This window comes from Streptomyces sp. NPDC028635 (assembly GCF_040637635.1).
Classification (GTDB): domain Bacteria; phylum Actinomycetota; class Actinomycetes; order Streptomycetales; family Streptomycetaceae; genus Streptomyces.
This window is the reverse complement of sequence record NZ_JBEZWX010000001.1, coordinates 491,970-506,169: the sequence shown is the minus strand read 5'-3', so window position 1 is coordinate 506,169 and position 14,200 is coordinate 491,970. Positions and strand designations below refer to the sequence as shown.

At 70.8% G+C, this 14,200-nt stretch carries 12 protein-coding genes and 1 pseudogene; 8 read left to right on the top strand and 5 right to left on the bottom strand.

The window, feature by feature from the left end:
* Positions 1 to 10 precede the first annotated feature (10 nt).
* Positions 11 to 409 (top strand): TOBE domain-containing protein, encoded by a 399-nt coding sequence (locus AB0E88_RS01825; protein WP_361622084.1) that lies wholly within the window; start codon positions 11 to 13, stop codon positions 407 to 409.
* A gap of 23 nt (positions 410 to 432) precedes the next feature.
* Here the strand turns inward: AB0E88_RS01825 and AB0E88_RS01820 are convergent, their stop codons facing one another.
* Positions 433 to 1,950, bottom strand: a complete 1,518-nt coding sequence (locus tag AB0E88_RS01820; RefSeq protein ID WP_361622081.1) for a helix-turn-helix domain-containing protein — start codon at positions 1,948 to 1,950, stop codon at positions 433 to 435.
* A gap of 232 nt (positions 1,951 to 2,182) precedes the next feature.
* Here AB0E88_RS01820 and AB0E88_RS01815 point away from each other — a divergent pair, with 232 nt between their 5' ends.
* The 3 genes from AB0E88_RS01815 to AB0E88_RS01805 all read left to right on the top strand — a co-directional run bounded on the left by AB0E88_RS01815 (position 2,183) and on the right by AB0E88_RS01805 (position 7,095).
* Positions 2,183 to 3,007, top strand: coding sequence for an FAD binding domain-containing protein (locus AB0E88_RS01815; protein WP_361622078.1), 825 nt, complete (start codon positions 2,183 to 2,185; stop codon positions 3,005 to 3,007).
* On the top strand, positions 3,004 to 5,796 hold the full coding sequence (locus AB0E88_RS01810; protein WP_361622075.1) for a molybdopterin-dependent oxidoreductase: 2,793 nt from the start codon (positions 3,004 to 3,006) through the stop codon (positions 5,794 to 5,796). The genes AB0E88_RS01815 and AB0E88_RS01810 overlap by 4 nt, the downstream gene beginning before the upstream one ends.
* Positions 5,797 to 5,943: 147 nt before the next feature.
* Complete coding sequence (locus tag AB0E88_RS01805) at positions 5,944 to 7,095, top strand: XdhC/CoxI family protein (RefSeq protein ID WP_361622072.1); 1,152 nt, start codon at positions 5,944 to 5,946, stop codon at positions 7,093 to 7,095.
* Positions 7,096 to 7,161: 66 nt separating this feature from the next.
* On the opposite strand, the gene AB0E88_RS01800 is transcribed toward AB0E88_RS01805, so the two are convergent.
* Positions 7,162 to 7,629: a hypothetical protein gene (locus tag AB0E88_RS01800; RefSeq protein ID WP_361622314.1), complete on the bottom strand. Its 468-nt coding sequence runs from the start codon at positions 7,627 to 7,629 to the stop codon at positions 7,162 to 7,164.
* Between the two features lie 90 nt (positions 7,630 to 7,719).
* Between AB0E88_RS01800 and AB0E88_RS01795 the strand changes: the two genes are divergently transcribed.
* Entirely contained in the window at positions 7,720 to 8,085 is a 366-nt protein-coding gene (locus AB0E88_RS01795; RefSeq protein WP_361622069.1) for a MerR family transcriptional regulator, read from the top strand.
* Positions 8,086 to 8,182: 97 nt separating this feature from the next.
* Here the strand turns inward: AB0E88_RS01795 and AB0E88_RS01790 are convergent, their stop codons facing one another.
* Both AB0E88_RS01790 and AB0E88_RS01785 read right to left on the bottom strand, forming a co-directional pair.
* A complete protein-coding gene (locus tag AB0E88_RS01790) occupies positions 8,183 to 8,593 on the bottom strand; it encodes a VOC family protein (RefSeq protein ID WP_361622066.1) in 411 nt (136 codons plus the stop codon).
* A gap of 148 nt (positions 8,594 to 8,741) precedes the next feature.
* Entirely contained in the window at positions 8,742 to 10,367 is a 1,626-nt protein-coding gene (locus AB0E88_RS01785) for a multicopper oxidase family protein (protein WP_361622063.1), read from the bottom strand.
* Between the two features lie 828 nt (positions 10,368 to 11,195).
* Between AB0E88_RS01785 and AB0E88_RS01780 the strand changes: the two are divergent.
* From AB0E88_RS01780 to AB0E88_RS01770, 3 genes and pseudogenes are all read left to right on the top strand, one after another.
* Positions 11,196 to 11,405 (top strand): annotated as a pseudogene (locus tag AB0E88_RS01780) (UBP-type zinc finger domain-containing protein); the annotation flags it as partial.
* An 81-nt stretch (positions 11,406 to 11,486) separates the two neighbouring features.
* Positions 11,487 to 11,915: a DUF427 domain-containing protein gene (locus AB0E88_RS01775; RefSeq protein WP_361622311.1), complete on the top strand. Its 429-nt coding sequence runs from the start codon at positions 11,487 to 11,489 to the stop codon at positions 11,913 to 11,915.
* Between the two features lie 374 nt (positions 11,916 to 12,289).
* Entirely contained in the window at positions 12,290 to 12,697 is a 408-nt protein-coding gene (locus AB0E88_RS01770; protein ID WP_361622060.1) for a hypothetical protein, read from the top strand.
* Positions 12,698 to 12,775: 78 nt separating this feature from the next.
* On the opposite strand, the gene AB0E88_RS01765 is transcribed toward AB0E88_RS01770, so the two are convergent.
* The gene (locus AB0E88_RS01765; RefSeq protein WP_361622057.1) at positions 12,776 to 14,176 is read right to left on the bottom strand and encodes an MFS transporter; all 1,401 of its coding nucleotides are present in this window, start codon (positions 14,174 to 14,176) and stop codon (positions 12,776 to 12,778) included.
* Positions 14,177 to 14,200: the final 24 nt, after the last annotated feature.

Below are 14,200 nucleotides of genomic sequence, written 5' to 3'. Positions count from 1 at the left end.
AGTGCGGTCTGTGCCGTCGTACAGCATTGGGCAGGCCGCGAGGCTGCTGGGCGTGAGTTCGGAGACGGTCCGGAGGTGGGCGGATTCCGGACGGCTGCGCATGGACCGGGAAGGGCTGAGGAACCGCGCGATCGACGGCGTGAGCCTCGCCGCGTTCGCGAGGGAACGAGCAGCCGGGATGCACCCGCTGCGGGAAGGCCCCGCGGTCACATCCGTACGCAACGCGTTCCCGGGGATCGTGACGCGCGTGACGCTCGACGACGTCGCCGCACAGGTCGAGGTCCAGTCGGGACCGCACCGCATCGTCTCGCTCGTGACGCGGGAGTCGGTCGAGGAACTCGGCATCGAGGTCGGTGCCACGGTCACGGCGCGCGTGAAGTCCACCGACGTGCACATCGACACTGCGTGAGCCGGCGCTCGCCCGCCGGTGGCTCACCGGCACAGGAGCGCGGCGTGCAGGTCGAGTTTGTGATCCAGGCGGGAGAGGTCCCGCCCGGTGAGTGCCTGCACGCGTTCGATGCGGTAGTGGACCGTGTTGATGTGTACGTGCAGGGCTTGGGCGGTGCGGGCCCAGGAGCAGTTGTGGGCGAGGAAGACCTCCAGGGTCCGCAGAAGCGTCCGGTGCGACGCCGTCTCGCTGCGGGCGAGCGGGCCGAGTGCCGTGCCGCTGAAGGCACTTCGCACGTCCGCGGGGATGCCTGCCAGGAGTGATTCCAGGGAGGCGAGTTCGTCGATCAGGGTCACCTGGCCGGTCGTCGGGGAGCCGTGCCGCGCGGCCGCGAGGGCGTAGCGGGCCTGGGTGAGGGCGGCATGGAGTCCGGTGGGCTCCGCGGCGGGGCCGCTGACCCCGGCGTACAGCGGGGTCCGCGGTCGGCAGCCGTTGAGCAGCGACCAGGGCTCGTCGAGCCGGAGGGTGTCCTCGCTCCTCACGCGTACGACAGCGACGGCTTCGGCGTCCATCGTGGTACCCGCCGCGAAGACCGTGGCGGGAAGGTGTTCGAGCGCCTCGTGGAGCGCTTCCGTGGCGCCACTGTCCGCATGCCGCCCGCCGGTGGTCGTGACCACGACCCGCCAGGGTCCCTCGGCGAGCGGCCCGCAGGACGCGAGCGCGTCCGCCAGCGCTCCGGCGCCGGCGTCGCCCAGGGCGACGAGGGCGATCAGCTCCTGCCCGGCCCGCCGCCGGGCCGCGTGCTTGCGATCGTGATGGTGCCGGTACTGGCCGATCACCTCGGCTATCTCGTGCAACGCTCGGGGAGGCGCGCCGCCCGCCTGGGGCGCATGGAGATACCACGCGTCGTACGGGGTGCTCTCCGCCTGGACGCGCAGCGTCTCCCCGGTGAGGCCGCGCAGGCTCTCCACCGCCCGCACCGCCGGCAGTGGGGGTGCCGAAGCGGTGCGGGAGATCGTGCGTCCGGTGCTGGTGAGTACGTAGCAGGGCGGCGCACCGAACGGAGCGAGCGCGCGGCTCAGGAGTGTGTCGGCGTCGGTGTCCTGATGAACGAGGCGGCCGAGGTCGCTGCGTATGTTCTCGGGCAGGGCGAAGTGGTCGGCGGGGCGGCGGCTCAGGTCGCCCCACTGGCGCCGGTACACGGCTTCCGTGATGGCCCGGAAGCTGGTGTGCGCCGGCACGGCCAGGAGCGCGATGCCGTGTGCTCGGCAGGCGTCGACGATGCCGACGGGGACGCTGCTGTGCGTCTCCTCGCCGGCGAGGAGTGCCGTGGCTCCGACCTGTGCCAGTGCGGAGAGGAACCGCTCGGTCCTGGCCGGGCCGTCCGCCTCGTTCCACCAGACCAGGCCGCTGAGCACGATCTCGCCGGGCTGGACGTACCGTGCGGGGTCCTCCAGGTCGGTCGCGGTCACTCCGCTGATCGTCCGACCGAGCAGATTCTCGCCACCCCACAGGTGGGTGAGATCGAGCCCCTCGATCTGGAGGAGGTCTCCGACGCGCATGGTGCTGACTCCTTGTGCGGCAGCCGGTGGTCATCCCGGCTTCTCACATTCACCAGGTATGTATGGGTCGAGTCATCGTAGATGCAAGGTCCAGGCAGGGAAATGCCTCTTGGATGATTCACCAGGCGATGGACGTTCCGGCCGGACATTTCCCGTGCGGCGGACCAGTCGTTTTCGGCCTGCGGCGCGGCTTCACTGAGCAGGCAAGCAGTGGACCGACGGAGGTGGGGACATGGATCTGAACACGGTGCTCGACATACGTGACGCGAGCCGTCACGAGCCCTGGCGACCGGGCGACGCCTGGCTCGGCGGCGGCACGTACCTCTTCTCCGAGCCGCAGCCGCATCTGCGCCGGCTGGTCGATCTGAGCCGGATGGGCTGGGAGCCGGTTCAGGCCCTGCCGGACGGTTCGCTGGAGATCGCGGCCACCTGCACGATCGCGCAGCTGTCCCGGTTCGGGCGGACGCTCGACGCTCGGGCCGCGCCGCTCATCGAGCAGTGCTGCCGGGCCTTCCTCGCCTCGTTCAAGATCTGGAACATGGCGACCGTCGGCGGAAACCTCTGCAACGGCCTGCCCGCCGGACCGATGATCTCCCTCACCGCGGCCCTCGACGGCGAGTGCCTGCTCCAGGCCCAGGACGGCTCGCTTCGGCGGGTGAAGGTGGCCGACTTCGTCACCGGAGCCGGCCGCAAGGATCTCGCCGAGGGCGAACTGCTGCGCTCGGTCACCATTCCGGCCCGCTCACTGCGCTGCCGTACGGCTTTCATGCAGGTGTCGCTCTACGGCCTCGGGCGCTCCGGCGCCCTCGTCATCGGGACGCTGGACCCGGCGGACGGATCGCTGGCCGTGACCGTCACGGCCGCGACCACCCGGCCGTTCCGTCTCTGGTTCGCCCTGCCGCCGGACCGGGCCGCACTGCGCACGGCGATCGCCTCGGCCGTGGGCGACGGCGACTGGTTCGACGACATCCACGGGCTGCCCGAGTGGCGGCGGCACATGGCCTTCCACCTCGCCGAGCAGGTCCGCCGGGAACTCACCCCGGACGGTGCGCGATGAGCTTCCACATCCAGGTCAACGACCAGCCCTTCGACGCCGAGCCCCGCGCCGGGCAGTGTCTGCGCACCTATCTGCGTGAGCGCGGCTGGTTCGGGGTGAAGAAGGGGTGCGACGCCGGGGACTGCGGGGCCTGCACGGTTCACGTGGACGGCGAGCCGGTGCACAGCTGCCTCTATCCCGCCGTACGCGCGCAGGGCCGGTCGGTGACCACCGTGGAGGGTCTGGCCGCACCGGACGGTGAACTCCACCCGGTGCAGCAGAAGTTCCTGGATGCCCAGGGCTTCCAGTGCGGATTCTGCACCGCCGGGTTCGTGATGACCACGGCCGCCCTCGAAGCGGAGCAGGGCTCCGACCACGACGACGGCAAGCTCGACGACCTGCCGCGGGCCTTCAAGGGCAACATCTGCCGCTGCACGGGATACCGCGCCGTCGAGGACGCCGTCCGCGGCGTCAAGCACACCGAACGACCCTGCGCCGGCCAGGCGGTCGGCAAGAGCCTCGGCGCCCCGGCCGGACCCCAGGTCGTGACGGGCACCGCCCGCTACACCTTCGACGTCGAGGTGCCCGGGCTGCTGCACATGAAGCTGCTGCGCTCCCCCCACCCGCACGCCCGCATCCTCGCCGTCGACACGTCCGCCGCCCTGCGGGTCCCCGGCGTGCGGGCCGTCCTCACCCACGAGGACGCCCCGGCCACGCTCTATTCCAGCGCCCGGCACGAGCACCCCACCGAGGACCCCGACGACACCCGCGTCCTGGACGACGTCGTCCGCTTCGTCGGCCAGCGCGTGGCCGCCGTCGTCGCGGACAGTGAGCAGGCCGCCGAGGAGGGCTGCCGGCGGATCGAGGTGACGTACGAGCAACTCCCCTACGTCACCGATCCCGAGGAGGCCATGCGCTCCGGGGCACCCGTCATCCACGCCGGCAAGGGCCCGCGGGAGCGGATCGCCCGCGTCGAGAACAACGTGGCCGGTGAGGTGCACGGCGAGATCGGCTGCGTGGCCGACGGATTCGCCGAGGCGGCGGTCGTCTACGAGGAGACCTTCCGGACCCAGCGCGTGCAGCACGCCAACCTCGAAACCCACGGCTGCGTCGCCTACTTCGAGCCGAAGGAGGACGGCGGCGGGGAGCGGCTGACCGTGCGTTCCAGCACCCAGACCCCGTTCCTGACCCGCCGTGCGCTGTGCGCCCTCTACGACCTCCCGGAAGACGACGTCCGGGTGGTCGCGGGCCGGGTGGGCGGCGGCTTCGGCGGCAAGCAGGAGATGCTGACCGAGGACATCGCCGTCCTGGCCGCACTCAAGCTGCACCGCCCGGTCAAGCTCGAGTTCACCCGGGCCGAGCAGTTCTACGGCGCGACCACCCGCCACCCGTTCACCATCCGCATCAAGCTCGGCGCCCGCGCCGACGGCACGCTCACCGCCGTCCAGATGCGGGTGGTCTCCAACACCGGCGCGTACGGCAACCACGGCCCGGGTGTCATGTTCCACAGCGTCGGCGAGTCCTTCGCCGTCTACCGGGCCCCGCACAAGAAGGTCGACGCCTACGCCGTCTACACCAACACCGTCCCCTCGGGCGCCTTCCGGGGCTACGGACTCGGGCAGGTCACCTTCGCCGTCGAGTCCGCCATGGACGAGGTCGCCCGACGCCTGGGCATGGACCCGTTGGCCTTCCGGGAGAAGAACATCATCGGCCCCGGCGACCACATGATCACTCCGATCGGCCACGACGAGGACCTCTACATCGCCTCGTACGGACTCGACCAGTGCCTGGGCATCGTCCGCGAAGCCATCGCCGAGGACCGCAGCACCGAAGAGGTGCCGGAGGGCTGGCTCACCGGTCAGGGCGCCGCCCTGGCGATGATCGCCACCGCCCCGCCGAACGGACACTACGCGGACGCCACCGTGACCCTCCTTGCCGACGGCACCTACGACCTCGCCGTGGGCACCGCCGAGTTCGGCAACGGCACCACCACGGTTCACCGGCAGATCACCGCGGGCGCCCTCCACACCACCGTGGACCGGATCGCCGTCCGCCAGTCCGACACCGACGTCGTCCGCCACGACACCGGCGCCTTCGGGTCCGCCGGCACCGTCGTGGCGGGCAAAGCGGTGATGCTCGCCGCCGACTCCCTGTCCGGACGGCTGAAGACCTTCGTGGCCCGGTACACCGGAGTGCCCCGCCACCTGTGCACGCTCGGTGCGGAGGCGTTCGACTGCGCGGGCCGCGCGGTCACGCTGAAGGAGCTGTACGAGGCGGCCCACGCTCAGGGCGCGCAGGCCGAACTCACCGCGGACGGCTACTGGGGCGGCAGCCCGCGCTCCGTGGCCTTCAACGCGCAATGGTTCCGCATCGCGGTCGACCCTCGGACGGGCGAGATGAGGATCCTGCGCAGTGTGCACGCCGCCGACGCGGGAAAGGTCATGAATCCCCTGCAGTGCCGGGGCCAGGTCGAGGGCGGGGTCGCCCAGGCGCTGGGTGCGACGCTCTTCGAGACCGTACGGCTCGACGAGCGCGGCAAGGTGACGACCGCGGCCTTCCGCCAGTACCGCCTCCCGCAGTACGCCGACGTGCCGCGCACCGAGGTCCACTTCATGGAGACGTCCGACTCGACCGGCCCGCTCGGAGCCAAGTCGATGAGCGAGAGCCCCTTCAACCCGGTGGCCCCCGCCTTCGCCAACGCCTTGTGCGACGCCACGGGCATCCGCTTCACCGAGACGCCCGTGACCCGCGACCGCGTCTGGCTGGCGATCAACCAGCAGAAGGCACGACGGGGCGAGTCCTCACTCTGACCCCGGTCTTCACCGCTCACTTCGCCCCGCACCCCGTGCGAGAGCCGGCTCGGCGCGGGGAAGCCGCTCCGCACGGCCGGTCACACCCTCCCCCTCGCCCCCTCACACCCCTGATTCTCTGAACTCCCAGCGAAGGAGACCACCACCATGCTGGACATCGCCGAAGAGCTCGACCGGTGGATGCGGCAGGGACGCGAGTTCGCCGTCGCCACGCTCGTGGCCACGAACGGAAGCTCGCCCCGGCAGCCCGGTGCGGCCCTCGCCGTCGACAGTGACGGCACGGCCATCGGGTCGGTCTCCGGCGGATGTGTGGAAGGCGCGGTCTACGAACTGTGCCGAGAGGCCCTGACCGACGGCCGGAACACCCTGGAGAGCTTCGGCCATAGCGACGAGGACGCCTTCGCCGTCGGTCTGACCTGCGGCGGCGTCATCGACATACTCGTCACACCGGTCCTGGCCCACTCACCCGCCCGCGCTGTGCTCGCCGCAGCCTGCGCCGACGCCGCACAGGGGTCGGCGGCGGCACTCGTCCGCGTCACCGAAGGGCCGCCCGCACTGCTCGGCCGCGCCCTCCTGGTACGCCCCGACGGCAGCTACGAGGGCGGGCTCGGCGGCCACCCCGGCCTGGACCGGTCGGCAGCCGGCGAGGCCCACGCCATGCTGGACGCCGGTCGGACCGGCTCCGTCGTCGTCGGCGGGGACGGCTCGCGGTGCGGGCAGCCGCTGACGCTCCTCGTCGAGTCCAGCGTGCCCGCCCCCCGCATGATCGTTTTCGGGGCGATCGACTTCGCGTCGGCGCTCGTCAGGATCGGGAAATTCCTCGGCTACCACGTGACGGTGTGCGACGCCCGCCCCGTCTTCGCGACGAAGGAACGCTTCCCCGAAGCGGACGAGATCGTCGTCGACTGGCCGCACCGCTACCTGGAGGCGACCCGGCTCGACTCGCGGGCGGTGCTCTGCGTCCTCACCCACGACGCCAAGTTCGACATACCCCTGCTCAAGAGGGCGCTCAAGCTGCCCGTGGCATACATCGGCGCGATGGGTTCACGCCGCACCCACCTGGAACGCAACGAGCGGCTACGGGAGGCCGGCGTCACCGAACTGGAACTGGCGCGGCTGCGGTCGCCCATCGGGCTCGACCTGGGCGCACGGACACCGGAGGAGACGGCGCTGTCGATCACGGCGGAGATCGTGGCCGTCCGGCGCGGCGGCTCCGGTGTGTCGCTGAAAGGAGCCCACACACCGATCCACCACGACGGGGCGAGGAGCCCGGAACGAGGGATCGGTGAGGTCGCCTAGAGGGCGCCGTCGAGTGCGGGCCTGGCTCGCGGCCAACCGGGGGACCACGAAACCTGGTCGTCCGTGTCACCGGCCCGCCTCGCCGAGCCGTTGGCCGGCAGCGGGGGCCATGAGGTCGGTGCGCCGAGCCCGCCACCACGGCACAAGCTGGACGACGCCGAACGCCACCTCGGCGACGAAGAACAGCCACAGCCAGCGCGGGGCACCGTGGGCCAGCGCATACGCCTGCCACGCGGCGAAAAGCGCGCGTGCGATGCCGTCGAACAGCCCGTGCACCGGGAGCGGCTCGGTGATCCGGAGGAGCGCCCAGACGACCACCACCGAACCCATCAGATTCGCGTAAAGGATCTCTATCGGGTCGAGGGCGGGCAGGGTGCCCAGCCCGGTCGCGTCACCGAGCGTCGACAGCGCGTCGTGCACCAGGGCGTAGGTCCACGGCGTGGCGAATCCGGCTGTGACCACGAGGTCGTACCAAGCGCTTGTGCGTACGACGCGCAGACGGGCGGGGCGGGAAGGGGCGAAAGGACGGATCACGGCGAGGCTCCTGCTGGTCTCCTGCACGGACGCCACGACGGTAAACAGTGGAGTACTGTCCAAGGTCAAGTCCGCAGTTCAGGGGGAGCCGTGCGTATCGGGGAACTGGCCGCGCAAGCGGGACTGACCAGGGACACCATCCGCTTCTACGAGAAGATCGGTCTCGTCACGGGGCGGCGTCTGGCCAACGGTTACCGCGACTTCCCGCCGGAGACAGTGCCCTGGCTGCAGTACATCCGCACCGCACAGACGCTCGGCTTCTCGCTGGCCGAGATCGCACAGACCGGTGAGGAACTGCGGAACGCGCCCGACACCGCGGTGGCGTTGTCCGCGCTGTTCGAGGAGAAGATCAAGGTCATCGACGCGCGTATGGCGCAGCTTGCCGCGCTGCGGGCCGAGCTCGACGCACGTGTGGGCACCGGATGCCCGCTGCGGGCGGCCGGCCGAGCCGGGTGAGCCTCGACGAGGCCGGAGGACGCCCAACGACGGCCGACGCCGACAACCACCGACAGCCAAGTGGTCCGTGATGGTGGGTGAGGATGCGGGCCGCCGATCAGTCGCGCTCGGGCCAGACGGGGCCCTGGTCGGTCCAGATGACGCCCTTGTTTCGGCACAGGCAGAAGGGGTGACCGACCGGGTCGGTGTAGACCTGCCAGCCGTAGCCGTTGGGGCCGATGAAGTCCTGCCTCAGCGTCGCGCCGAGGGCGAGGACGCGGCGCTGCTCGGGCTCGATCTCGTCCACTTCGAAGTCGAGGTGGAACTGCTTGGGGTGCTCGCTGTCGGGCCACTGCGGAGCGCGGTAGTCGTCCACCCGGATGAACGCCAGCTCGATCTCGCCGAACCGGATGCCGGCCCAGTCCTCGGAGCTGTCTTCCTTGACCGGACGGCCCGTCACCTCGGAGTAGAAGGACGCCAGCTTCATCGTGTCCGGGCAGTCGATGATGAAATCGGTGAGTCGCAGCATCCCGCGATCTTCGCACAACTCACGCCGGCTTGACTCGGCGGTCGAGCCTCCGCCGACCGCGACCAGGAGCCCTTCTCCGACGGCTGGAGCTTCTCCGGGCTGAAGGAAGAGGCAGTGGTCACCGCCTCTTCCTTCCTTTGCCCCGGAACTAGTCGACGACGTTGATGAAGCTCATCATGCCGTTGTCTTCGTGGGCCGCGATGTGGCAGTGGAACATGACCTTGCCGGTGAAGTCGGAGAAGGGGACGCGGATGACCACCTTGCCGGGCACGCCGTTGACCGCGTGGGGCACCGGCACGATGTCCTGGCGGCCGACGAAGGACTGGGGTACGCCGTTGATCGAGACGACCTGGAAGGAGTTGGTGTGGATGTGGAAGGGGTGGTCCTCGCCGGCCTCGTTGGTGATGGTCCACTCCTCCACGGTGTTCAGCTTCGCGGGGGTGTCGAACACCGAGGCGTCCATGCCGAACTGCCGGCCGTTGATGAGGAAGCCGTCCGAGTCGTCTCCGCTCAGTGTCACGCTGCGCTTCTGCGCGATGGGGGCGTTGGACAAGTCGGTGAGCGAGTGGGGCAGCGCGCCGGAGACGGTGGGAAGCGCGGGCTGTGAGCGACCGGCGACATTGACCTTGAACAGCGCGGTGTCGGGGTAACTGTCACCGTCGGGCCCGTTGCCGAAAGCAAGGCTGCGCAGGGTGGTTCCGCCGGGTCGGCTACCGGCGGTGACCAGCACGTCGTAGCGCTTACCGGGGGGCAGCAGCAGGGTGTCCGCCGTGGTCACCTTGGCGGCCGGAACGCCGTCCTGGCCGATGACCGTGAACCGGTATCCGTCGAGCTTGAGGTGGTACCAGATGTCAGCTCCCACGTTGCCCAGGCGCCACAGCTGAGTCTCACCGGGCTTGATGGTGAGCACGGGGAGCAGCTGCCCGTTGACCAGACGTACCGTCGGGGCGTCGGAGTCGATCGACGTGGTGGCGGTGTTCTGGACGATGTGACCCGTCTTGTCGAGCTGAACGTCCTTCAGGTTCACGGTGTGCGTGGTGATGTTCCGCAGGGCGGACGGGAGCAGGGCCCGGTCGTCTCCGACGACCATGGCACCGGAGAGCCCGGCGAAGATCTGGTTCTCCACGTCGCCGGGGGAGAAACCGGCGCCGGACGACGGCGGCATCTCCATGCCCGCCATGCTGGAGCTGTCCGAGGGGCAGGTCGTGCCCATGGAGTGACTGTGGTACCAGTACGTGCCGACCGGGTGATCGGCGGGCAGGTCCAGGTGGTAGTGGAACGTGGTGCCCGGAGCGATGCAGAGGAACGAATCGTCCGAGTCGTTCGACGGAGAGACGTGCAGGCCGTGGAAGTGCAGGTTGGTCGCTACCGAAAGGTTGTTGACCAGGGTGATCGTGGCACGTTCACCCGGCACGAGGTGCAGGGTGGGGGCAATGAACGAGCCGTTGTAGGACTGGCCCCACACCTGCTTTCCCGCCACCTCGAAGCGCGTGTCGTGCGCGTTGAGGGTGATCGTCATGTTCGGGCTGGTGACGGTGTCGAGGACCGGCGGGTCGGCGAAGGGCTGTCCGGAGGTCATGCCCGCCTGCTGCTGGGCCGTCGACAGCGGCGGCTCCGTCGCGGACGCCGCCGTCGGGGCGGCCGATGCCCCTCGGGTGTACACGACCGCGGCGGCAATGACCAGAAGTGCGGCTGCCAGCGCCTGGACGGCTATGAGGTGCCGTCCTGGCCGGCGGCGGTTGGCTTCCGGCACGTTGCCGGCTGAGTTGGACATCGGTTCCCCTGTTGGTGTGGTCCTGCGGTGCAGTGGGTCTGTCACCGAACGCCGCACCCGGGCATGGACGTTGACCTGTCAGGGGCGCAGCGCACGCAGAGCGGTCGCGTTGGGTGGTTGTCGTCGGACGAGTCCGGACGTCGTCAGAAGTCCGGCTTCACTGTGGCAGTGGCTGGTATCACTGCAGTCTCGTCGGCGTCTTGTGCCGCTCCGGCCGCCGACACCGCCGTGCCGTGCCGGGCCGGGCCGTGCCGGGCCGTGCTGTGCTCTGCTGTGCGGGATCGCTGGCTGTCGGCGTGTCCGGACGTCTGCGCAAAAGGCGTGGCCTCGGTTGTCGGCTGCTCGGTACGGTCGCGGTCGCGGCCATGGGGATCGTGCGGGTACCGGGACGGGTGGTTCGACGTGCGGGCACGGGCGGGTAGCAGGGTCCGTGCGGCATGCGCGACGGACGCCGGCCCGGCTTCACCCTGCTCGGCGGCCGCCTTCGGCCTGCGTACCACCAAGCCCGCCCGCAGGCGGAAGAGCCCCGCACCCGCGGCCCAAGGCAGCGCGGCACCCCCGGCCCACGACAGGACCGACGACGGCGTTCCGAGGTGAGCGCCTTCTCCTGAACCGCGCGCCGCTGTCGGCGGAATTCCCGCTGCCTGCATCTCCCGCGGGGCTCCACGAGGAAGCAGACATGAAGAACGAGAACGTCAGGGGAGAGATCGTGACCCATACGGAGGCCGGCCGACGCGCAGGCAGGCACCGATGACGAGGTGGACGCCCCGCCCGGACGGCGGTCGGCCGACGGGCACACCCTGCCGTCACACCTGGACGGCCGACCCGATTCCGCTGAGCGACACGTGCCCGTCATGCGCGGCGCGCGGACGCGCACCGGGCGACCTGCTGGTATGCCTGACCTGCGGTCACGTGGGCTGCAACGACAGCTCCCCCGGCGCTCACGCCACGGCCCACTTCGATTCCAGCGGGCACCCGGTCGCCCGGTCTCTGGCAGGCGACCACGGATGGGCCTGGTGCTACGAGGACGAGGTGTATCTGGATCCGCCGGCCGAGTACCTGCCGCCTTCCGCACCGAGGCCGCCCGAATCCGTCTGGGACTACCCGCGGCCACCCGTCATGAGGGAGGACGACCGCCTCGTACGCATCGAGTGCGGCGGCCAAGTGGTGGCCGAGACCCGCAGAGCGATCCGGGTGCTGGAGACCAGCCATCCCCCCGTGTTCTACCTTCCTGCCCAGGACGTCCGTACCGCGCTCCTGGTCCCGGCGGGCGGCGGCCGGACCTGGTGTGAATGGAAGGGGTCGGCCCGCTACTGGGACGTGGTCGCGGGAGACGTCGTCCGCCCTCGCGCCGCGTGGAGCTACCCCCGTCCCGAGCCCGCATACGCAGCCCTCGTCGGCTTCTTCGCCTTTTACCCGAGCCGTATGGATCGCTGCACGGTCGCCGGGGAAGAGGTGATCGCTCAGGAGGGCGACTTCTACGGCGGCTGGATCACCGCGGAGGTGCGGGGGCCGTTCAAGGGTGCGCCGGGTACCCAGCTGTGGTGAGAGGGGGGAGCGGTTACGGGCACGGGATGCCGGAGACCTGTTGGCGGCCCCGAGCGGCGGACTGAGCTGTCGGGGGCCAGGGCGGTGCCGCGGCAGTAACGCCACCGCGACGGGAATCGTGGGGGGAACGCGCAGTAGGCCGCACAACCCAGGAGGCCGCACTGGCCGCGAACGAGACCGGCAGCATCAAGGGCGGTCGGTGCGCCGACATCGGTCGCCGCCGAGCCGGCTTTCAGCACATCCCGGTGGCCTGTTCGTCGCTGAAAGCGCGGTGAGGCCGTCGTGAAACCCGGACGGCGCAAGCTCTTCTCCAGAACGAAGCCGACACGGACCCCGGCCCCCGGGGACGCGAAGATTCCAAGGAGCACACCACCATGGCCCTCTCCCTCACCGCCCAGGACAAGAACACCCTGCGCACCGCCGCCTACGGCGCCGTCTCCCTCCTCGCCGCCGCCGACGCCGCCGGCTCGCCCCACAAGGTCGCCACCCACGGCAGCATCGCCCTGGCCTCCGCGACCGGTCCGATCGGACACGTGCTCGCCGAGAAGTCGAAGATCAAGAACCTGAACGGCAGGTCCGTGGCCGAACTCGCCGATCACGTGCTGCCCGCCCTCACCGCGGCCATGGACCTGCTCAAGAAGCAGAACCCGGCCGAGGCCGAGAACTTCCGCAGCACCCTCGACATCGCCCTCGAAGCCGGCGTTCGGGCCCGCAAGGGCGAGCCCGGCCCCGCCCTGGCCGACATGCAGCGCAAGATCACCGGAGCCCTCGACGCCGCCTGACCCGTGACCGGTGTCCGGCATGACAGCACGGTCCGACACCTCCGCCGACGGCGGGTCGGGTGGGCCTGTGACCACGCGTCAAGCGCTGGGCCTGGGCGTCGCCCCGGCCACCAGCAGCACGGCCGGCAGGCCGATGCCGATCAGTACGTAGCCTGAGGTGGTGAGCGCGCCGAGGGTGCCGAGCACCGCGACGCCCAGCGCCGAGCCCGCCTGCCGGATGCCGTTGAGGGCGCCCTGGCTGGTGGCTGCGTACTCGGGCGGCGCCGAGACGGCCATCGCGGCGGCGGCGCCCGGGATGGACAGGGTGCCGGTGGCGGCGAGCGCCAGTTCGGCGGCGATGATCAGCAGCAGCGGCGGGTGGTGGCCGCCGCAGCAAGCCAAGAGGCCACCGGAGACGACGGAGGCGGACATGCCGGTCAGCAGGACCGGGCGGGGGCCGTAGCGGGCCACGAGCCGGCCGGTGAAGAAGGGCATGACGCACACGGGGAAGGCGATCGGCAGGGACGCCAGACCGGCCCTGAACGGGCTCAGGTCGTAGGTGTGCTGGAGCCACATGGCGAACATGTACATCCCGCCGAAGTAGGCGAAGCAGGACACCGCGGCCGCGACCATGGCCGCCCGTACCTTGGGCAGGGCGAGCAGTGCCGGCGGCAGGACCGGGGAGGCCACCCGGCGCTCCACCACGGCCACGGCGAAGAAGCAGAGAAGCGCGGCCACGATGGGCACCAGGGCACGCGGCGAGCCCCAGCCCTCGATGCCGGCCTCGACCAGACCGAAGGTGAGCAGACCGAGACCGGCGGTGGACAGGGCCAGGCCCGGACGGTCCAGGGCCCGGGCGGCCCGTACGGGCGGCACGGGCAGCCGGCGGGCGAGGAGCAGCGCGGCCAGCGCGATGGGCGGGTTGACGAGGAACACCAGGCGCCAGCCGCCGAGTTCGACCAGGGCGCCGCCGAGCACGGGTCCGGCAGCGGCTCCCAGGCCGCTGAGCGCGGTCCAGGCGCCGATGGCGCGGGTACGGCGTGCCGGGTCGGGGTTCAGGTGGATCAGCAGCGCCAGGGAGGCGGGCACCAGACCGGCGCCGGCGGCACCCAGCAGCGCACGGCCCGCGATCAGGGAGCCGACATCGGGCGCAAGGGCGCACATCACGGACAGTGCGGCGAACAGGCCGAGCGCGGAGGCGTAGACCCGCCGGGCTCCCCAACGGTCGGCGATGACGCCGCCGGCCAGCAGCAGCCCGGCGAAGACGACCGTGTAGGCGTCGACGGCCCAGGGCAGTGCGGCGGCGGCCGGGTGCAGCGACTTCTGCACGTCGGGCACCGCGACGTTGAGGATCGAGGTGTCGAGCAGGACGAGCAGGTTTCCGGTGGCGATGCCGGCGAAGGTCAGCTTGGAGCGCAGCGTGGAAGGGGCCGGCTCTTCCGGGGGCGCGGCGGGCGCGGCGACGCCGGAGGTGCGGGACACGGGGTCGGCTGTAGTCATGGCTGCAGCGTGTCTCGACAAGGC